Origin of the sequence: uncultured Maricaulis sp., assembly GCF_947259345.1 — a bacterium.
Lineage (GTDB): Bacteria > Pseudomonadota > Alphaproteobacteria > Caulobacterales > Maricaulaceae > Maricaulis.
Genome location: NZ_CAMYLS010000013.1, coordinates 37,901 through 56,629, shown reverse-complemented (window position 1 = coordinate 56,629; position 18,729 = coordinate 37,901). Strand labels below are relative to the sequence as shown.

Sequence of the window (18,729 nt, the reverse complement as noted above, 5' to 3'; positions counted from 1 at the left end):
GTGGTGTCGCAGCCTAGCGATCATTTGACACGGCGCGCTGCGGCGTCGAGTTGTCATAATCCTCGACCTTTGTTGCGAGGTTTCCCGGAAGGCGCACGGTAAAGCATGACCCTTCTCCGGGTGTTGAGGTTACCGCGATGTCGCCGCCATGCAGTTCCGCGGCTCGTTGGCACAAGGCCAGGCCTATCCCGGTGCCTTCATAGGTATCGCCACCATGCAGACGCTCGAAGACCTGGAAGATGCGCCCGAAATACGCCTTGTCGATTCCGATCCCGTTATCGGTAACGCTGATCAGGACGTTATCGCCGACCCGACGGGCGTGGATATGAACCTCTGGTTCGGCGTCTCCGCAATATTTGATCGCATTGCCGACCAGATTCTGAAGCATGCGGACCAAAAGGAAGGGGTCGCCGTAGATTGGCGTGTCCAATTGCCAATTCAGTTGGGCGTTGGAGTCGGTGATCGCGGCGCCGAGCAATTCCTCGATTTCGCTGATGAGCGCCTCGGGCTCGATAAATTTCACGCGGGCTTCCTGGCGATCCGCGCGGGTATAGGTCAACAGATCCTGGACCAGACGTTGAGCGCGATCCGCGCCCCGGTTGATGCGCTCGAGCATATCCCGCGACCGTTCATCCAGATCGAGCTGGCGCTCGACCAGCAATGAGGAAATTCCCTTCATGGCCCTGAGCGGCGCTTGCAAATCGTGCGATGCGTGCGCGGCAAATCGGTCCAGCTCGGCATTTTTGGCTGCGATTATGGCGTTGGAACGGCTCAGCTCTGCGGTCTTTCGGGTCACTTCGCGGCGTATCTCGTCGGACCGGCGGGCGTCTTTCAGCGAGATGGCGCCAATAGTCAGGGTGGCAAAGAGGGCGGAGGCAAGCACCACCCAGGGCAGTGCCCCCGGCTGCATCAAAAAGGATCGGCGAGGCAGGATGGTTGCGCGAATTTCGGAGAAGGGCGCGGCAGCCGCCCAGCGCACCATGAAGGGCGCGCTATCGAGCGCCAACTGGATGTCCATATCGGGTCGATCGCCCCGGACTTGCATTTGCGCAGTATCGACAAGCGCGTGCGTCGGTGCGCGGTCGGCGATGTTGATGACCACCCAAAGTGGGTCAGCGGGGCCGGCGGGGCTCGCCAGCATGACATCGAGATCAGAGGCTACATAAGCAAACAGCTCGGGGCGTTCCGGCAGGCCCAAGATAATGGCAAAGCGGCTATTGCTCCTGTCATCACCCGGGAGCGGCAGAATGGCTGAACCGGTTGGCACAACATCGCGGGCCATCTGGGCGCCGATCTCCCGGGCGACGGTTTGGCCGATCTCGCTGTCCAGGGCGCCGCGTAGGCGGCCACCCTCGACAATCCCCATATCACGGACCACCGGGATATGATTGCGTACTCCCGCGGTCCTGAAAATGTTCAACGCGTCGTCTGGCGTGAGGCCGCTATCGATCACCTGGGCGAGTTGACGCAACTCGACGTCCAGGGTCGCCATGGCGCCGTCCAGTTCAACGACCCGTGCGAGTGCGTAGCTACGAAAGGCGTTTTCCTTGTCGCGGGTCTGTCCGACCAGTGTCGCGAAGAAAAGGATCAGCGAGACCATGATCCCGAACAGGATGATCGCAACGGGGGTTCGATAGGCGTGCAGCAGGCCGGAGAGCGTCTCATACTCGCTCTCCGTTTCGGGCCGGGACGGTGTCGACGCGTCAGCTGGTTGCGACAAGGGCGGGCCTATCCTTCCGATTCCGAAATCCGCGTAAACCGGTCGAGAAGAACCGGAACCAAGGGGAGCATCAGCACCGCTGTCGCAATGGAGGCGGCGGCGGTAAAGAGCTTGAGCACCGCTTCGACATAATAGAGCGGGTACCAAAGCACGACGATATTCATCACGTGATTGATGCCGCAAAACAAAATGAAAATGCCAAACATGATGAACGCCCAGCGAAAAGGCAGGGCCTGCTCGAGACGGCGCAGAAAGATCATGATGGTGATCGGAATGGAGAAATAGGCGAGGGCGATGGCCAGGTCGGCGATGACATGCATGCCCACCAATTCAGGCCGCCAGAGAAAACACATGCCATGGGGCATGAAGTTATTGATGTCGAAATATCCCATCAGAAATCTCCAGTTCAGCCCGTTTGGCGCGACCATGCTACAATTTGCGCCTCAACCCCAACCTCAACGTCGATTCGTGTCCTGCGTGTCGGGTAAAATTATGCGGGGCGTGATGTGTGCGTCGTGAGGGCTGACCGGTTCTGACATTCAGCGACTATAAAGTCCGCAGGTCAGCGCCGATGTGTCGGCTATCACACTTGGATGTCGGTCGTCAGCGCAGCGCGTCGGCTCCGGCGCGAACCTGGCCAGCCAGAGCGAGAAGATTGGTGCTGTCGCCTGCGAGCACGGTTGGCCGTGTTGCCGTTGGAAAGGCGGTCTGTATGGCACCAACCGCACGTCCGAGCAGCAGGGCGAGGTCGGCATCGCCATCGGCAATCTGTTCGAGGTGATGGCCGGCATAGCGTTCCGCAGCGCGGGCAAAGCCATAGCCGTCGAGATAGGCTTCCTGTGCATCCGGATTGGTGGCGAGCACCTCGAATTGCAGGGCGGCGCGCTCAATCAGATCGGTCATGACCCGGGCATGGACACCGGCAGGAGAGAGGTGATTGCGTGGCGCGAAATCGGAGGCGGTGTCGATTGCCGTGATGACGTCGTCCACGCGCGCCGCAATGGCGTCATCGCTTTCACCGGAATAGGGCGCGACCGACGCATCCGTCATGATGTCGCCGAAGAGGGGCGCTCCGCGGGCATCCAGAACAGGTTCGAAATCGATATAAATCTCGGAAATCGGGTGCGCGAACATCTCTGCACCCGCAGTGCGTTCGCCGGCTTCAAAAGCATCAATACCGGCCAGGTAGTGAGCGCGCATGACTTCCAGGGCTGTCAGGTAAATGACCGGATTGGTTTCAGCCTCGAGCGGATCGATGCCGAATTCGCCGCCGCTGCCGCCGCCTTCACCTTCACCTTCACCTTCACCTTCACCTTCTCCTTCCGAGAAGGCCGCAGCGCTCGCCGCCCGGCTGTCTTCATGGGTGTCCGGTCCGACCGGGGCTTCCGCGGGGTCACTGCAACTGGCCAAGCCGCCCAGGAGTGCGGCGGTTCCAACCGATGTCCAGACACGCGTGCGACGCTTGATCCCCATGAGACTTCCTTTCGCGGATGGATTTCACTCTCATCAATGCGATAAAGGCCTAATGGCTTTTCAAGCAAATGACAATTAGTCGCAGGATGGCTCATGCTCATTCATCTGCAAAATGTCTGCTCGCCTGAGCAAGTCGATCATCTCCGCAGGCTGATCGGTGAGGGGGTGTTCAGGGATGGTGGCAAGACGGCGGGCCGCGTCGCCCGCGATGTGAAGGACAATGAACAGCTGGAGACCGGCGCCCGTGTCGATACGGTCCGCAGCGAGGTCCGCAAGGCCTTGATGACCCATGCCGGCTTTGTCAGCTTTGCCCGTCCCAAGGCGCTCTCGCGCATTCTGGTCTCGCGCTATCGTGAGGGTATGGAATACGGTCCCCATATTGATGATGCGCTCATGGGGGGGCGCCGGGCGGATCTCTCTTTCACCCTCTTTCTCAGCGCGCCGGACAGTTATGAGGGCGGTGAGCTGGTCATGGACGGAACGGAGGGCGAGACCGAAATCAAGCTCGATCCTGGCGATGCCGTCCTCTACGCCACTTCGGCCATTCATCATGTCGCCCCGGTCACCAGCGGCGAGAGGCTGGCGGTTGTCGGGTGGGTCCGGTCACTTGTGCGCCGCGCGGACCAGCGCGAAATCCTTTTCGATCTCGATCAGGTCTCGAACCGCCTTTTCGAGCGCGAGGGCAAGACGCGTGAGCTCGACCTGATCCTCAAGACCAAGGCCAATCTTCTGCGTCAATGGGCCGAGGACTGAGCGCGATTGGCGCGTCAGCGTCCAATTAGCTCGATCACGTCTGACCAATCCGAATGGCGTTCAGCCTGAGCTTTCAGAAACGGACAAAGGGGCAGAATCGTAAAGCCCTCGGCCCGCGCGGTTTCGACGACGTGACGGGCAAGCGCTGCGCCGACGCCCATCCCGCGCAGACTATCTGGCACACCTGTATGATCAACGATGACGCGGCTGGATGAGAGACGCGACCAGGTCATTTCGCCCGTCTCTGACTGGCCTTCGACATGTGCAATGAAGCGCCCTTTTGCGCCGTCTTCCTCGCGGGTGATCGTGATGGTCATTGGTGGGTCTCCTTCGCGCTCACGCCCGGGATCGGGTGGGGTCGGAACTATCGATGGCCGGGGCAGGGCGCACAACCAGCTCATCGCCACGCAAACCATCCTGCCAGACAAGCACGCCGGTGCCGGCCAGGATCAGAAGGGACAGGATTATACCGAGAAATCGCATGACAGCCTCGCTTTCGTGAGCTGTCATATGGGAAGCCTTTGCGGCGCGATTACCGCGCGGTTCGGAAAGACAGTGCCTCCACTTGAGCGGCGCGACCCGCAATGTGTCAGTCAAAGATCGGCGGACGCTTTTCCATCTGGGCCATGACGGCTTCCACCTGGTGCGATCCGCCCATCAAGGCGGCCTGCTCGCGCGACTCCGCGAGGAGGACCGCGGCGGTATCATCCGACGCGGCCTGATTGAGGAGCCGCTTGCTCGCCTGCATCGCGGACGGGCTGCGCCCGGCAATCGCGCGAGCCATGTCCAGGGCGGCGGCGCGCGGATCCGCTTCGACACGGGTGGCGAGGCCCAGACGAACAGCCTCGTCGCCTGTCACATCGCGACCGGAATAGGTCAGATCGCGAATCCGGTCATCGCGCATCAGGCCCGGCAAGACGACACAGCCACCCATGTCGGGTACGAGGCCCCAACGAATCTCGGCGATGGCCAGGCGGGCATCCGGTGTCACAAGGCGGATGTCTGCGCCCAGGGCGATTTGCAGTCCTCCACCCAGTGCGCCGCCCTGAATGGCAGCAATCACAGGCATGGGCAGCTCTCGCCATTGCAAACAGGCATGCTGGGGTCGATTGCTCAAGCCATGGGTCCGCGTTTCCAGTGGCTCCATCGCCGCTGCGTCACCCGCCATGGCCGCGAAGCTCGCAAAGTCCAGCCCGGCACAAAACATGCGGCCTTCGCCGCTCAGCACGACGGCGCGCACCCGGTCCTGTTCGGAGAGGAATTGGCCCGCTTGCAGCAGACCTTCGAACATGGCCGGGTCGATGGCATTGAGTTTGTCCGGCCGATCCAGCCGGACCTCGGCCACATGACCGGAAATCGTGACGACGACCCGATCGGCGAAACGTTCTTCCTGTGTCATGTCGATCTCCTCCAATCTGATCAGACCCGGCATATCAATTTTCCGGCAATCCAGTCGGCGACCCGCTCCGGGGCCTCCATCGGTGCCAGATGCCCGGCACCGGTCATCAAATCGATGCCGAAGCCTCGACCCGTCAGGGCCCGTGGATTGACAATGGTCGAGCCCTGTTCCGCCTTCAGCACGCTGAGCGGTCCGGTCTGCCTTTGCAACGCGGCGCCAATGTCATGCCCTTGAGCCTCGTAATTGGCCGCCTCCCAGTATGGGTTGCAAGACAGACGTATCTCGCCTGTGTCGGTCTGGTTCAGCCCGTCCTCAAGGTAATCGTCCAGAACTCCCGGTGCCCAGTTTCGGAATGTGCGATGGCGCGCATAGCGCCTCGCGGCGTCGGATCTCTCTGCCCAGCCATCGAAGCGTTTGCGGGCCGCCTTGGCGATACCGATCCGGCCCCGCATCAGGCCTTTCCACGGGCCGCGCGCCATCAGATAGACGAGTGGTGGCAGGATAACCGGCTCGACAAGGGCGAGGGAAACGGGCCTGGGCAGTCGGCTCGCCGCGAGCAGTGAGATTATGGCGCCCATGGAATGCCCGGCGAAGAACTCCGGTGCCGGGGCCAGTGTGTTTACCCAGCGGGTCATGTCGCCGGCATAAATCTCCCAGCTGTGGTGGTGTTCGGGCTCTGCTGGCAGCCGCGTCGTCCCGTGCCCGCGAAGATCGGGTGCGAGGATGTCGAAGAAGGGAGACAAGCGGCCGAGCATTTGCCGATACGCGCCCGCGCAGAAACCGTTGGCATGAATGAAGACGAGGCGGGGCTTGCCGGGACCAGGCCAGGCGAGGCCGCCCATCTCTCCGTCCGGCAGCGTGTGCCGAAACCGGATCGGGCTGGCGCTGTCATCGCTCGTCTTGTTCATACCGCGACTCCGATGCTTGATCTGCCCAAGCTAGGCGCAGCCGCGATCCGGTTCGACCAGCGTGAGCAGACTTGTCTGCATGCCGCGCATGCAGCTGTGTTATTTGCGGTGCGGCCTAATCGCCAAGCGTGCCGAACACCGTGATTCCGTCACGCGCGAGGCCCGCTGTCCACAATTCGTCATTCCAGACCAGTACAGTGGTGATGCCATCGGCATCCTCGATCTGCCCGCGCAGGGTGTGAACGGTCTCGCCCTCTGGCGTGAGCGCAATCGCCATGGCCGGGCGTTCGGGCAGGGGCGGCAGGCCGGCGATCTGCAGCCAGCGCCAGACCAGCCGCTTGAGCAGGGGGCGGGGATGCAGGGCTTCCAGCTCCTCGGATCGAAGCGAGGGCATGGCGCTCCAGATCAGGCCGGTTTCCGTGTCGAATTCCAGATTGTCGGGATAACCGGGCAGGCCGTCGATGAGAAGGGTGAGTTCGGCACTGTCCGGATTCAGCGTCCAGATCTGCCCGGCCCAAGTCTCGTTGATAAAGACCTGCCCGGTGGCGGGGTCGTGATCCACCCCATTGATGAAGCCGAGCCCGTCCGCCAGCACGGTGAATTCCTGCGGTGCCGTGACGGACAGGATGCGGCCGGTCTGTTCAGCTTCGAGGAATGACATCATGTGATGGCCATAAGCATGTCGCAGCGAGGCATCGGTCAGGATGATGCGGCCGTCTTCGAGCACGGTGAGATCATCGGCAAAGACCAGCGGCCCGCCATTTGGCGCCGCGGCGAGCCAGACATCCCAGCCGGTCGGGCTCTGGGCCAATAACCCCATGAGAGCATCCGCCACATAAAGCCGCCCATCCGGTCCGAAGCTCAGTCCAAGTGGGCGACCGCCGGTATTGCCCACTTCCTGCCAGTTACCGTCCCGGGAGCGCGCCATGATGCGCCCATCAGCCAGAGACGCGTAGAGACGGCCGTCCGGGCCGGGTTCAAGGTCTTCGGCGCCGTGAAAGTCCGGTCGCTCCGTCCGGACTGGCATTCGCTCGATCTCGAAGCGTGCGGCCAGGGCCGGGTCGGGCGCAGGTGGTGCAAAATGCATGGCGTCCAGGGAGCCCGGCCCGTAGGCCGCCAGGCCAAAGACCGCGGCCAGGCCGGCCAGTCCGATAAGATAATGGCGCATACCATCCCCCTCCAGTCGTGATCAGTCCGAGCTAACCGGAATCTGATGTGCTGGGGAAGTCCTCGTTTTCCTCGATGCCGGCCGGTTCGAGGCGGTTTGGTTCCGGTGCCGCGCCGGTCTGTTCCAGCTCGCGGCTGCAGACGGGTCTGAGCGCGTCGCGAAAACACATGTCCGGCCGGATTCCGGTGTCACGCCAATAATCAACAAGCCCGAAATTGCGGGCAATGGCCCACATGCGCGGTGAGTGCCACGCCTCGAGAAATTCCGGATAGTGCAGGATGATCGCCAGGCCCGACGCCGAAGGGTCGAATTGCTCCATCAGGTCGATGGCGTCGGCGGTCGCTCCGAGACTGGCCAGCATGCGGGCATACTGTGTGGGGTCCAGACCGTCGCAGGCGCCTTCAAGCGGAATTGACGGGTCGAAACGCGCCGCGACAAAAGTCTCTGCACACACCCGAATGTGGGGCGGTACGCCGTTCAACCCGACCTCGCGGGCCCGCGCTTCATCGCCATAGAACTGGGCAAGAATGGATTGACTGATCGCGATGGATGGATTTTCCGGCATGAGCTCGCGAGCTGCCACCAGCGCGGCGCGGGATCGGGCGTGGTCGCCTCGCATCGCCCGCGTCAGGGCAAGCTGGATATGGAGACCGGGATGGGCCGGCCAGTCATCCAGCGCCTCCGATAACAGGTATTCGGCGTCGGCGAGCCGCCCGGTCATGCGCAACAGCCCGATCCGCCAGGCCAGTGGTCGCAAGGAAAGCCAGTGCCTGGTGTCGGCCGTCGCGAGCAGCGCTTCGCGTTCGGAAAGCGGTGCGGATCGGGCCTGCAGCATACGCTCAGCCATCTCGACCACCGCCGAGGCCCGATCCGCCTCGGACGCGTTTGCCAGAAGCGAGGCTGCGTTTTCCAGGATAGCATCTTCGCGCAGGTCATTTCGGGCATAAATATAGCGGCTGGTTCGGCTGGCCAGCATCAGCCCGTGCAGCGCCTGGATGTCCGTGGCGTCCGGATAGGCGGCCAACAGGGCCTCCGAGGCGTCGATATCGGCGCCTGGGCCGCCGGCCACGCGCGTCGTGTCGCACAACATCATGACCAGGCTGAGCAGACGGGGGTCCCGCCCGCGTTCCGGCCGCATGCCGCCGAGCAGATCTTCCGTGCATTGCAGCAGGTTGTCCGCGAAGGTCGCGACGCTGGCGGCGAGGCGAGTGCCGTCCTGTTCGATGATCGGGAGGTCGGTTTCATACAAGGCGGCCGACTGATCGACGTATCGAACCGCCAGGCCCAGGCGGGGCTGTGGTGTGTCTGTACGGGCGTCTATTTCCAGACGCAGGTCGACGCCGCGCACATCTGGTCCGACCAGGGAATGTCCCTGCAGGTACGAGGGCGTGACGGCAGATCGAAAGCCGGGAGCCAATGCGTCAAGGCGGGCCGCTTCGGCGTCGGATATCTGCAATTGCGCCATGACGGTGTTCGGCGGTCGCGGGTCGCGCCAAAGCAACAGCGCTATGACCAGCGCGCCGAAAATTGCCGCGCTTGCGATGATCAGACCGAGACGCGATCGTGCGCCGGGTGTGGCGCCGGGCGGTTCGGTGACCGCGGTACTGGCCGTCTCTGGCCGAACCGGTCTGTCGGCGTGGACGACCGGACGCTGAAACATGTAGCCGCGACGTGACAGCGTGCGAATGTAGACCGGAGCGCGAGCATCGTCATTCAGGGCGCGGCGTATATCGCGGATCGCTGTCGTCAGGACGTCGTCGCCGACTGTGACATCGGGCCAGATTGCCGCAAATATATCTGCCTTCGTGACGACGGTTTCCGCCTGCTCCATCAGGAGCGCGAGCAGTTTGAAGGGGGTGGGGCGGAGTGGAAGATCATTGCCCCTCAGCTGCGCTGTCTGATTCGTGAGGTCGAGTGTCAACTCGTCACTGACAAGTAGGCGCGCGGGATTGCGCACGCTCGGGTCCGCCTTGGTTTGTCTTGACACGTGGGCCCCACACTCTTTTCCAACAAGCACTTACCGCAATCGAAGCGGGTGGGCCATATTTCCCGCGCGATCATTCTCAGAAAATTATCAGGTTTCGCTCGGGACCCTCAGACCGCTTGTGGACCAGGGTCGGCCCGGCAGTTGCGGCGGGGAGGGCTCGTCGCGGCGACTTATCTGGGAGTTGAGTCATGAAACGCGGGAAGAAGCACGATATCGAGTTCGTTGATCCGATTGCATCCTTTACGCCGGGCGACGCGATCGTCCTGCAGACCGGTCAGCGCATCGAGCTTGAAGGGGGAGATCAGCCGGGCGGGATTCTGTCAGTGGGAGATGGCAGCTCCGTCACCCTTGAAGCGGGTGCCGGCATTGAAAGCGACCGCGATGGCGATGTCGGTATTCTGAGTGTTGGCGCGGATACCTCGGTCGATATCGAGGGCTTCATCAACCTCGCAGGCGCCAATTCGGTTGGCGCTTCGGTCCGCGACGGGCTGATCAGCCTGAGCGGCGAGCTCGTCCTGGACGGCGACGGTTCCAACGGCCTCGTCCTCAATCAGCCGGACGCACATGGCGCGATCGCGGCGCGTGGATCGATCGAGATGAATGGCGACTCTGCGGCGGCTGTCTTCGCCGTGCGAAGCGACAGCGTCGTCAATGACGGCGAAATCTCGACCAGTGGCGCTTATTCGACGGGAATCTTCTCGGGCGATGGTGAGGTCGTGAACACGGGGTCGATCATCAGTGGTGGCGATGGGTCTTCCGGCATTTATGCGGCGGGGGCGTCCCAGATTACCAATACCGGCGTGATCGAAGCGACAGGCGAGGCCTTGCCGTCTGTGCCCGGCAATGAGGGCTCGGCGGCCGGTATCTATCTCAATTGGGACGGTGCTGTCGTGACCAATTCGGGGCGGATCTCATCCGATCATGATGCCGGCATTGAAGTCGATCCGGGCGCCGGCCTGGCCGTCTTTGGCTTTCCGCCTCCGCCCGCCGATACCACCAATACGATCATCAATGAGCATCATGGCCGGATTTCCGGTGAGGTCGGTATCCGAGGCAGTGACTATGTCGAGGTTGTCGAGAATGCCGGGGTGATTGATGGCGGCATCGAGTTCGGCGGTGGCGATGACGTCTACCAGGCTGTTGGCAACGGCCGCACCAATGGCGTGATCGACGGCGGCGACGGCAATGATACACTGATTGCGGGCCATGGCCGCGATACCTTGCTGGGCGGCGACGGAAATGACCTCCTGGACGGAGGACGTTCGAGCGATGTGCTTGATGGCGGTGCCGGCGACGATGTCCTGATTGGAGGCCGGGGCGGTGATTTGTTCATCTTCAATGGTGGCAATGACATCATCCTCGATATGTCGGCTGCCGATGAACTTGAATTGCAGGGATATTCACTGTCCGACGCGGAGGTCGAGATCAACGGCGAGGACGTGACCTATCGCTGGACAACATCGGACAGTCTCACCGTGGTCGGCGGAGCCGATGACGCGCCGCTCGCCAAGGACTTCCAGACCCAGGAACCGATTTACGTCCCGACCGACGACTTCGCGCTGGCCTGACGCAATCCCTCCGGCCGATCGCCAATGATCATCGGACAGACGCAGCCGCGGCCTTCAGGTCCGCGGCTGCTCATGTCTGAAACCCGTGTCCGAGGACGATGTCAGCGCGGTTTGATGCGACCCGCCTCGATCAATTGCTGGAAGTGCTCGGTGAGGGTCTCGGACAGGGGCCGATAGGTCACGCCCAGCGCCGTGCGGCTCTTGGTGTTATCGGCCAGGAAGGGGATGCCGACATTGCGGCTGACCATTTTGCGGGTCAGGCCGGGATTGATCATTGGGCCGACCAGCCAGACCAGGAATTTGGGCAAGGTGGACTTGCCAAACTTGTAGGAAGAGCCGAAATGCGCGCGCAGCAGGGCGCTCATCTCGACAAATCCGGTGTTGTGGCCGGACAGGATATGGCGCCCTTCCGCCTCCGGTGTGAAGCCGGCAGCGATGTGGGCCGCGGCGACCTCGCGAACATCGACGGCACCGACCTTGAAGTCCGGTATGCCCGCCGCCATCGTCCCGTCCCCGATCTGGGTCAGGATGGCATAGCTTTCGCCGCTTGCTTCCGGGTTGATACCGGGGCCGAGAATGAAGGACGGGTTGATGGCGACCAGGTCCCAGCGCGACTGAGCTTCTACGATTTCCCAGGCGGCCTTCTCGGCCAATGTCTTGGACAGGGAATAGGCCTGGTGGGACAGGCTGGAGCTTGTATTCCAGACCGCTTCGGTGAGCTTCCCCTCGGGCATGTCGGCGATATCACTGTTATCGCCATAAATCGCTGCGCAGCTCGATGTCAGAACGACACGTTTCACGGTCTCGGTCGCGCTGACCGCGGCCAGCACATTGCGGGTGCCCTGCACGGCCGGATCGATGAGGTCGCGCTGTGGATCCTCGACATGGGCGATGAAGGGCGAGGCGGTGTGGATGACCAGCTCGCAATGGGCCATGGCCGGAGCAAAGGCGTCTGCATCGAGCAGATTGGCCTTGAAATACTGGATCGAGCCGGGTGCGCTGGCGGCGATCTCATCAAGATATTTGAGTTTTTCCCGATTGTCCGGGTCCCGCACCGTGGTGTGAACCCGGTGCCCCTTTTCCAGCAGTTTGGCGATGATGACACCGGCCAGATAGCCGGTCCCGCCGGTCACCAGGATGGGGCTCTCGGGATTGATCTGGGTCATGATGCGCCTCAAGCTAAATTCACCGTCAAACTAGTCCGATCCCGGAAAAGCGCCAGCTTCTCGATGCCTCAGTCGGCGGCCTTGTGGGTTGACGGAACCGCGACCTGTGTCGGGCGCTGGCCGTCCTTGCCGTAGAGATTGACCTCCAAGCTTGAGATCGCATGGACCAGCGTGTTTGGCGAGATGGTCTGCCGGCCGGTCCAGGCGATGTTCGGGAAGCGCTCCAATATCTTGGTCAGGGCGCGCTGGAGCTGCATCTGGGCAATCCGGCTGCCCAGGCATTTGTGGGGGCCGTGACCGAAGGCGAGGTGCTTGTCGATATTCTCGCGCGAGATGTCGAAGCGATCGGGGTCAGGGAAAATGTCGGGGTCGCGATTGGCGGCGGGATACCAGAGGACGACCTTCTCATCGCGCGCGATGCGCTGACCGTTCAGCTCGGTATCCTCCATCGCCGTGCGCCGCATGTGCTGGACCGGCGAGATCATGCGCAGCGCTTCATGGGTCAGGGCCGGGATAAGCGAGCGGTCGGCCAGAACGCGTTCCCGCTGATCCGGAAACTCGGTCAACAGGCGGATCGTTCCCGAAAGCGAGTTTCGCGACGTGTCATTGCCGGCGAAAATGATCAGCAGCCAGGAGCCGTCGAGATATTCCTGCGGCAGCGGTTTGCCGGCCATCTCGGTATTGGCGATCGCGGTCATCAAATCCTTCCGCGGATTGACCCGGCGATCGGCCATGACGCGCTCGCCATAGGCGAACATTTCGTTGACATAATGATAGAATTTGATCGGGAACCAGGGGCGCCGCGAGAGCAGGGTCCAAGGATTGACGAAATACTGGTTGGCCAGTTCCAGATAATGCATCCAGCGGATGATTTTCGGCCGGTCCGCCTCGTCGATTCCGAGCATTTCGCACAGGGTGAAGAGCGGCAATTCCTGGGAGAAGAGATTGACGAAATCGACCACCGGGCCGTGTTGTTCCATCTCGTCGAGCAGGCTGTCAATCTTGGCATCAACGCGCTCGCCCAGCTCGGCCACGAAGCGCGGGATGAAATAATCCTTTTGCTGGATTCGCATCTGCATGTGCTGTGGCTGATCCAGATTGATGATCGAATTGAAGGCGGCCGGGATCAGTTTCTTCGGCTTCCATTCCTTCCGCGGCATAACGAACATATTGATGCTGCCGCGTTCGGAGGAATAGATTTCCGGGGCCAGTTCGACGGTCTTGATGTCGTCATAGCGGCTGACCGACCAAAAACCCGCTCGCCGCGGGTCCGCGCTTTGCCACATGACCGGCGCTTCCTCGCGCATGCGCCGGAAGAAGTCGTGCGGATGGCCGCTTGTCCAGGCCTGCGGATCCCAAAGCGAAAAACCCTCCAGGGGCGGATATCGCGCACCGAAGCGCGGCTCGACCTGCGGCTGGTCTTCCAGAATGACGTCACTGACGAGTTGCATCGGTCCGGGGCTTTCCTGTCAAAAAGCGAACAATGTTCACGTTTGACGTTAGGGCGGGCCGGGGCGGCGTGGCAAGCGAAGTTCGCGACGGCGCAAGAATTGGAGTTGTCTCGTTGGCAATCCCGCGCTTGTCTGACGAGCAAACCGCGAGGAGATGAGACATGGCCGTATCCGACCAAGTGCCGACGCAATCGGGCTTTCACGCCAAAAGCAGCGGGGCCGAAGTGCTGGCCGATATCGATCTGGCGGGCAAGTTCGCCATCGTCACCGGCGGCTATAGTGGTATCGGCCTTGAAGCGGTGAGGGCGCTGGCGGCCAAGGGCGCGTCGGTTCTGGTGCCGGTGCGTTCACCGGAGAAAGCGGCTGAAACGCTGGCGGGTATCGCCGGGGATGTGACGACCGCCGCGATGGATCTGGCGGATCTGGCCTCGGTCCGGCGCTTCGCAGAGGATGTCCTGGATGGGAGACGCTCGATTGATCTTTTGATCAATAGTGCTGGCATCATGGCTTGCCCGGAAGCGCGCGTCGGGCCGGGCTGGGAGTCCCAGTTCGGAGTCAACCATATGGGCCATTTCGCGCTGACCCAGGCCCTGATGCCCGGCCTTACCTCGCAAGCCGGTTCACGCGTCGTGGCGCTGTCCTCCACCGCGCACAAGATTTGCGGCATTCGTTGGGACGATATCCAGTTCAACGAAACGCCTTATGAGAAGTGGCACGCCTATGGTCAGGCCAAGACCGCGAATGCGCTCTTCGCCAACGCCTTGTCACGCCGCCTCAGGGCGAGTGGCGGCGCGGCCTTTGCGGTGCATCCGGGCGGAATCTTCACGCCGCTGCAGCGCCATCTGCCGCAGGAGGAGATGATCGCGCTGGGCTGGCTCGATGAGAATGGCGATCTGTCGGAACTGGCCAAGCAGGGTTTCAAGACGCCGGAGCAGGGCTGTTCGACCACGCTCTGGGCTGCCACTTCATCTTTGCTGGACGGAAAGCCCGGCACTTATTGCGAAAACTGCGACATCGCCGCACCGACCGACCCGGGCAGCCCGCTCGCCCGCTATGCCGGCGTCGACGCCCATGCGTGCGATGACGAGGCGGCCGAGCGCCTGTGGGTGGTGAGCGAGGCGCTGCTGGCGGAGGCGTGAGGCGCTTTGGCGACCGGCCATGTCCCCGTCCAATCCAACCGCCCCTATAACTCAAACAACGCGACTGGGCGGCCTCGAAAGACCGCCCGGCCGGGCGTGCCAACTTTTGGGGGCGATGCCCCCACGCGTTTATGAGCCGGCGTCCTGATCGGCCTCGGCCTGCGCCAGCAGATCGGCCATGCGGATGCGCGCCCGGCCCGGATGACGCACCGAGGCGGCCGCTTCCAGATTTGCCGCCTCGCCATCGCCCACCTTGATCAGGGCGACCATGCCCATGCCGTAGTGCGGCAGGCATTTGATGCCGTACAGGCCTTCCTCGGAGGCGATGAAGGAGACATCGCTATTCATGTCGCCGACAAAGCCCTCCACCCCTTCAGGCAGCATGCCGTCAATCGTCTGGGCGTTGTGCACGCCCATGGCGTTGACAAAGGTGACGGTGTCGCCGGGCGCTATTTCGAGATAGGCGGGCTCGAACACCATGGGTTGGCGATCGGAACCAGTATTGCGCATTTCGATCACATGCTCCTCGGCGAATGCCGCCGGGGCCATCACCATAGCGCCAAGCGCCGCGGAGAGAATGAGTTTTTTCATCTTGTTACTCCTATCAGTTGTCGGACGCGAAACAGGGAGGATGCGTCCGGCTATGACACAGGACTTAGGCGGGCACGCCGCCTTTTCGCTGCGTCAAAATGGCTGAGACAGGCTGTCGCGGAGGGCGGTATCGAGCAGACGCCGCCCTGCGCCCCGTGCAACCGCGAAGCGCCGCCAGCGGCGCCCTTGAGCTGAAGAACCGGATACGGCGACCTCTCGGCAAGCGATTTATGGTGGGATTTGTGCCGGTGGCGCAGACGTTTAGCGGCGCCATTGCGCCTTCCGCGGTTTTTCAACACCCGAAATTGTGCGTGCTTGGATTTAACCGGTGAGCGCAACACTCTGGGTGTTGTAGCGGATCGGTTGAATCCAAGGTGTCCCTGTTTATTCGAAAGCGTCTGACGCAGGTCGGTGAGGGTCGCTCGGGCATGGCTTTGGTCGAACCGCGCGGCTCATTGGTTTTAGATGGCAAAGGGCTCGATGATTGGTACAGTTCCGCCTTAAGGTGAAGCGGGATGGGGAATTCGATATGCGGGTCACGTTCGCAATATTGGCCGTGTTATCCGGGAGCGCTTTTGCGCTGAACGCTCAGGACGGCGACAAGCCGGCAGCGCCTGCGGGCTCCTCCTTGGCCGATCATGGCCGACTGACGCAAGAGACTGGAAGCGCCCGCGTTACCGATGTGGACGTCATGCGCGAGCAGGCCGAAATCGAGAATGAGACCAGTGGCGGCGATGCCTCGCCTGACCGGCAAGACGGCCGCGCCAACCCGTCTGGGCGTCCAGTCGGTCTCGAGCGGCCTGCCAACCCGCAGCTCGGTGGGGGTGATCCAGGTTGGGAAGTCCGTCAAGCCGACCAGGATGGCGCCGATAATCCGCAACTGGGCGGTGGTGATCCGGGCTGGGAGGTGCAGACCGCGCCGCAGTCAGAGGCCGAAAACGGGGCCCGAACTCCGGTCCGCCAGTCAAGGCCGTCGCCCCGATCGCCGCGAAATCCGACTCCTGCCCGCACCACGCCCAATCGGGATTGATCGACAATCCGCCAGCCCACAACCCGCTTGGGCCGCGGTTGGCGTGATAAGTCGACTGGATTCAAAGGGTAAGGAAGTGGCGGAGAGGATGGGATTCGAACCCACGGTACGCTTTTGGCGCACACTCCCTTAGCAGGGGAGCGCCTTCGACCACTCGGCCACCTCTCCACTGACGGGTTTAGAATGCGGCGGCGCGGGCATCAAGTGCGAGTTGCGGCAATTGCCGCATGGATTGCAGGCTGGCGGAAGAGAGCGACGCTCAGGCGCGGGCCCGGGCCATGTCGAGCCAGCGACGATGCGTGCGTTTGACGAATTTGGGCGCATGGCGGGCGGCGGCGAGAATCTCGTTCCAGCGGGCCCGGGCATTGTCTTGATCGCCACTGGCTTCCAGCAGCATGGCCCAGCGCGCGCGGGCTTCCGGACCGGGGAAATAGTCGGAGACGCTGGCATAGGTGGCCGCGGCCTCGTCCAGGCGTCCCAGCGCTTCCAGCGTGCGGGCATAGAGCAGATGCGCCTCGGGGTGGCGGATATCGGGATGAGCGGCCTGCATGGCTTCGAGCTGATCGAGGGCTTCGCCGAATTCGCCGGTCTCGTAGAGCGTGCGGGCGAGGGTGAACATCATCGCGCCATCTTCCGCGAAAGCGCCGGTTGCCGCTTCCCTCGCCATGACGAGGGCGTCCGCCGGGCGATTGCTGGCGAGCAGCGCATCGGCGGCCCGGCGCATATTCCCCGGTGTCCGACTGATCTCCACCTGGACCAGCGCGTCGCGCGCCTCGCGGCCGGGGTCGAGCGCCTTGCTTGCCACCGAGCCGGCCTTGCGGGCCGAGGGGCTACCAGCCAGAGAAGGCAGGACTTCTGCCAGCACATAGACCAGTGACCCCAGGGCCGGGAAGATGAACAGGATCATGATCCAGTACATTTGGCGCTGCGTTCGAATGACGTGAACCGCGCAGGCCAGCGCCACCAGGATGTGAAGTCCCATCAGAATCGGCATGTATGTCCCCCCGCCAGTCTCACCGGTGTAAGCGATTGAGTTGCAAGGGGCAAGACAGCCCGCAAGGCGGGAGTGGCGTGCCTGTGGGCAAATTCCCGGTCGAGCGCGCGGGCCCTAGAAAAACGCCTGCAAGCCGGTCTGCGCCCGTCCGAGGATCAGGGCGTGGACATCGTGGGCGCCTTCATAGGTATTGACCGTTTCCAGATTGACCATGTGGCGCATGACCTGGAATTCCTCGGAAATGCCATTGCCGCCGTGCATGTCACGCGCCATGCGGGCGATATCCAGCGCCTTGCCGCAATTATTGCGCTTCATGATCGAGATCATTTCCGGTGCGGCCTTCGCCTCGTCCATCAGGCGACCGATGCGCAGGGAGCCTTGCAGGCCCAGCGTGATCTCGGTCTGCATGTTGGCCAGCTTCTTCTGGAAGAGCTGGGTCTGGGCCAGCGGCTTGTTGAACTGGTGCCGGTCGAGCCCGTATTGGCGCGCTGCATGCCAGCAGAATTCCGCCGCGCCCATGGCGCCCCAGGAAATGCCGTAGCGGGCGCGGTTGAGACAGCCGAACGGGCCCTTGAGGCCAGAGACATGTGGCAGGAGGGCGTCTTCGCCGACCTCGACATTGTCCATTACGATTTCGCCGGTGATCGAGGCGCGCAGGGATAGCTTGCCGCCGATTTTCGGAGCTGAGAGGCCCTTCATGCCCTTGTCCAGAACGAAGCCGCGGATCTTGCCGTCATGGGCGTCCGACTTGGCCCAGACAACGAATACGTCGGCGATGGGCGAATTGGAAATCCACATCTTGGCGCCGTTGAGCGTGTAGCCCGTCGCTGTCTTGGTGGCGCGCGTTTTCATGCCGGCCGGGTCCGAGCCGGCATCCGGCTCGGTCAGGCCGAAACAACCGATCCATTCGCCCGAGGCCAGCTTGGGCAGGTATTTCCGGCGCTGCTCTTCCGAGCCATAGGCATAGATCGGATACATGACGAGGGAGGACTGGACCGACATCATGGAGCGATAGCCGCTATCGACCCGCTCAACCTCGCGCGCCACCAGACCGTATGCGACATAGCCAAGCCCGGCGCCGCCATATTCTTCCGGCAGGGTGCAGCCCAGAAGGCCCTGCTCACCCATTTCGCGGAAGATGGCGGGGTCGGTGTTTTCCTCGCGATAGGCGTCGATCACGCGCGGCTGCAGCTTGCCCTGGGCATAGCTGTGGGCGGTATCGCGCACCATGCGCTCTTCCTCGGTGAGCTGGTCATCGAGGCGGAAGGGGTCCTGCCAATCAAACGAACCCAGATCCGGAGCATCCTTGGCTTTCAGCGTCGGCTTGTCGGTCATGATGTCTCCATTTCCTCGGGCAGTTTGTGTTTCACTTTGATGCCGGA

General features: G+C 62.5%; 18 protein-coding genes and 1 tRNA gene. 4 read left to right on the top strand and 15 right to left on the bottom strand.

All coding sequences use genetic code 11. The features are described from left to right. Positions 1-13: 13 nt before the first annotated feature. From Q0X62_RS06625 to Q0X62_RS06615, 3 genes are all read right to left on the bottom strand, one after another. On the bottom strand, positions 14-1,720 hold the full coding sequence (locus tag Q0X62_RS06625; protein WP_297733025.1) for an ATP-binding protein: 1,707 nt from the start codon (positions 1,718-1,720) through the stop codon (positions 14-16). Between the two features lie 8 nt (positions 1,721-1,728). Then, on the bottom strand, positions 1,729-2,112 hold the full coding sequence (locus tag Q0X62_RS06620) for a hypothetical protein (RefSeq protein ID WP_297733022.1): 384 nt from the start codon (positions 2,110-2,112) through the stop codon (positions 1,729-1,731). A gap of 211 nt (positions 2,113-2,323) precedes the next feature. Continuing rightward, positions 2,324-3,193 carry a hypothetical protein gene (locus Q0X62_RS06615; protein ID WP_297733019.1) on the bottom strand — a complete coding sequence of 290 codons (870 nt, stop codon included), beginning with the start codon at positions 3,191-3,193 and terminating at the stop codon, positions 2,324-2,326. Positions 3,194-3,286: 93 nt separating this feature from the next. Here Q0X62_RS06615 and Q0X62_RS06610 point away from each other — a divergent pair, with 93 nt between their 5' ends. Continuing rightward, positions 3,287-3,946, top strand: coding sequence for a Fe2+-dependent dioxygenase (locus Q0X62_RS06610; protein WP_297733016.1), 660 nt, complete (start codon positions 3,287-3,289; stop codon positions 3,944-3,946). A gap of 14 nt (positions 3,947-3,960) precedes the next feature. Here the strand turns inward: Q0X62_RS06610 and Q0X62_RS06605 are convergent, their stop codons facing one another. From Q0X62_RS06605 to Q0X62_RS06580, 6 genes are all read right to left on the bottom strand, one after another. Beyond that, positions 3,961-4,257, bottom strand: coding sequence for a GNAT family N-acetyltransferase (locus tag Q0X62_RS06605; RefSeq protein ID WP_366946115.1), 297 nt, complete (start codon positions 4,255-4,257; stop codon positions 3,961-3,963). Between the two features lie 25 nt (positions 4,258-4,282). Continuing rightward, the gene (locus Q0X62_RS06600) at positions 4,283-4,456 is read right to left on the bottom strand and encodes a hypothetical protein (RefSeq protein ID WP_297733010.1); all 174 of its coding nucleotides are present in this window, start codon (positions 4,454-4,456) and stop codon (positions 4,283-4,285) included. A gap of 79 nt (positions 4,457-4,535) precedes the next feature. Beyond that, a complete protein-coding gene (locus Q0X62_RS06595) occupies positions 4,536-5,345 on the bottom strand; it encodes a crotonase/enoyl-CoA hydratase family protein (protein WP_297733008.1) in 810 nt (269 codons plus the stop codon). Positions 5,346-5,365: 20 nt separating this feature from the next. Then, a complete protein-coding gene (locus Q0X62_RS06590; protein WP_297733005.1) occupies positions 5,366-6,253 on the bottom strand; it encodes an alpha/beta hydrolase in 888 nt (295 codons plus the stop codon). 115 nt (positions 6,254-6,368) lie between these two features. After that, positions 6,369-7,421: an SMP-30/gluconolactonase/LRE family protein gene (locus tag Q0X62_RS06585; protein ID WP_297733003.1), complete on the bottom strand. Its 1,053-nt coding sequence runs from the start codon at positions 7,419-7,421 to the stop codon at positions 6,369-6,371. Positions 7,422-7,452: 31 nt separating this feature from the next. Next, positions 7,453-9,342, bottom strand: a complete 1,890-nt coding sequence (locus tag Q0X62_RS06580) for a winged helix-turn-helix domain-containing protein (RefSeq protein ID WP_297733000.1) — start codon at positions 9,340-9,342, stop codon at positions 7,453-7,455. A 254-nt stretch (positions 9,343-9,596) separates the two neighbouring features. Here Q0X62_RS06580 and Q0X62_RS06575 point away from each other — a divergent pair, with 254 nt between their 5' ends. After that, the gene (locus Q0X62_RS06575) at positions 9,597-10,976 is read left to right on the top strand and encodes a hypothetical protein (protein ID WP_297732998.1); all 1,380 of its coding nucleotides are present in this window, start codon (positions 9,597-9,599) and stop codon (positions 10,974-10,976) included. A 101-nt stretch (positions 10,977-11,077) separates the two neighbouring features. On the opposite strand, the gene Q0X62_RS06570 is transcribed toward Q0X62_RS06575, so the two are convergent. Then, positions 11,078-12,142: an NAD-dependent epimerase/dehydratase family protein gene (locus Q0X62_RS06570; protein WP_297732994.1), complete on the bottom strand. Its 1,065-nt coding sequence runs from the start codon at positions 12,140-12,142 to the stop codon at positions 11,078-11,080. Between the two features lie 68 nt (positions 12,143-12,210). Continuing rightward, positions 12,211-13,593: a cytochrome P450 gene (locus Q0X62_RS06565; RefSeq protein WP_297732992.1), complete on the bottom strand. Its 1,383-nt coding sequence runs from the start codon at positions 13,591-13,593 to the stop codon at positions 12,211-12,213. A gap of 161 nt (positions 13,594-13,754) precedes the next feature. Here Q0X62_RS06565 and Q0X62_RS06560 point away from each other — a divergent pair, with 161 nt between their 5' ends. Then, positions 13,755-14,732, top strand: coding sequence for an oxidoreductase (locus tag Q0X62_RS06560; protein ID WP_297732989.1), 978 nt, complete (start codon positions 13,755-13,757; stop codon positions 14,730-14,732). Positions 14,733-14,861: 129 nt separating this feature from the next. Here the strand turns inward: Q0X62_RS06560 and Q0X62_RS06555 are convergent, their stop codons facing one another. Further along, positions 14,862-15,323, bottom strand: a complete 462-nt coding sequence (locus Q0X62_RS06555) for a pseudoazurin (RefSeq protein WP_297732985.1) — start codon at positions 15,321-15,323, stop codon at positions 14,862-14,864. A 529-nt stretch (positions 15,324-15,852) separates the two neighbouring features. On the opposite strand from Q0X62_RS06555, the gene Q0X62_RS06550 reads away from it, so the two are divergent. Then, positions 15,853-16,353 (top strand): hypothetical protein, encoded by a 501-nt coding sequence (locus tag Q0X62_RS06550; protein ID WP_297732982.1) that lies wholly within the window; start codon positions 15,853-15,855, stop codon positions 16,351-16,353. 77 nt (positions 16,354-16,430) lie between these two features. Here the strand turns inward: Q0X62_RS06550 and Q0X62_RS06545 are convergent. The 3 genes from Q0X62_RS06545 to Q0X62_RS06535 form a co-directional block, all read right to left on the bottom strand. Further along, positions 16,431-16,521, bottom strand: a tRNA-Ser gene (locus Q0X62_RS06545). A 91-nt stretch (positions 16,522-16,612) separates the two neighbouring features. Beyond that, the gene (locus tag Q0X62_RS06540; protein WP_297732979.1) at positions 16,613-17,347 is read right to left on the bottom strand and encodes a tetratricopeptide repeat protein; all 735 of its coding nucleotides are present in this window, start codon (positions 17,345-17,347) and stop codon (positions 16,613-16,615) included. 114 nt (positions 17,348-17,461) lie between these two features. After that, positions 17,462-18,682: an acyl-CoA dehydrogenase gene (locus Q0X62_RS06535; protein WP_297732976.1), complete on the bottom strand. Its 1,221-nt coding sequence runs from the start codon at positions 18,680-18,682 to the stop codon at positions 17,462-17,464. Between the last annotated feature and the right edge of the window lie 47 nt (positions 18,683-18,729).

What these genes read in the sequence shown, in the direction of transcription:
- Q0X62_RS06600 (WP_297733010.1), bottom strand. Translation starts at nt 4,456, where the DNA reads ATGACAGCTCACGAAAGCGAGGCTGTCATGCGATTTCTCGGTATAATC.
- Q0X62_RS06615 (WP_297733019.1), bottom strand. Translation starts at nt 3,193, where the DNA reads ATGGGGATCAAGCGTCGCACGCGTGTCTGGACATCGGTTGGAACCGCC.
- Q0X62_RS06575 (WP_297732998.1), top strand. Translation starts at nt 9,597, where the DNA reads ATGAAACGCGGGAAGAAGCACGATATCGAGTTCGTTGATCCGATTGCA.
- Q0X62_RS06550 (WP_297732982.1), top strand. Translation starts at nt 15,853, where the DNA reads ATGCGGGTCACGTTCGCAATATTGGCCGTGTTATCCGGGAGCGCTTTT.
- Q0X62_RS06570 (WP_297732994.1), bottom strand. Translation starts at nt 12,142, where the DNA reads ATGACCCAGATCAATCCCGAGAGCCCCATCCTGGTGACCGGCGGGACC.
- Q0X62_RS06565 (WP_297732992.1), bottom strand. Translation starts at nt 13,593, where the DNA reads ATGCAACTCGTCAGTGACGTCATTCTGGAAGACCAGCCGCAGGTCGAG.
- Q0X62_RS06560 (WP_297732989.1), top strand. Translation starts at nt 13,755, where the DNA reads ATGGCCGTATCCGACCAAGTGCCGACGCAATCGGGCTTTCACGCCAAA.
- Q0X62_RS06590 (WP_297733005.1), bottom strand. Translation starts at nt 6,253, where the DNA reads ATGAACAAGACGAGCGATGACAGCGCCAGCCCGATCCGGTTTCGGCAC.
- Q0X62_RS06555 (WP_297732985.1), bottom strand. Translation starts at nt 15,323, where the DNA reads ATGAAAAAACTCATTCTCTCCGCGGCGCTTGGCGCTATGGTGATGGCC.
- Q0X62_RS06620 (WP_297733022.1), bottom strand. Translation starts at nt 2,112, where the DNA reads ATGGGATATTTCGACATCAATAACTTCATGCCCCATGGCATGTGTTTT.
- Q0X62_RS06595 (WP_297733008.1), bottom strand. Translation starts at nt 5,345, where the DNA reads ATGACACAGGAAGAACGTTTCGCCGATCGGGTCGTCGTCACGATTTCC.
- Q0X62_RS06610 (WP_297733016.1), top strand. Translation starts at nt 3,287, where the DNA reads ATGCTCATTCATCTGCAAAATGTCTGCTCGCCTGAGCAAGTCGATCAT.
- Q0X62_RS06585 (WP_297733003.1), bottom strand. Translation starts at nt 7,421, where the DNA reads ATGCGCCATTATCTTATCGGACTGGCCGGCCTGGCCGCGGTCTTTGGC.
- Q0X62_RS06540 (WP_297732979.1), bottom strand. Translation starts at nt 17,347, where the DNA reads ATGCCGATTCTGATGGGACTTCACATCCTGGTGGCGCTGGCCTGCGCG.
- Q0X62_RS06535 (WP_297732976.1), bottom strand. Translation starts at nt 18,682, where the DNA reads ATGACCGACAAGCCGACGCTGAAAGCCAAGGATGCTCCGGATCTGGGT.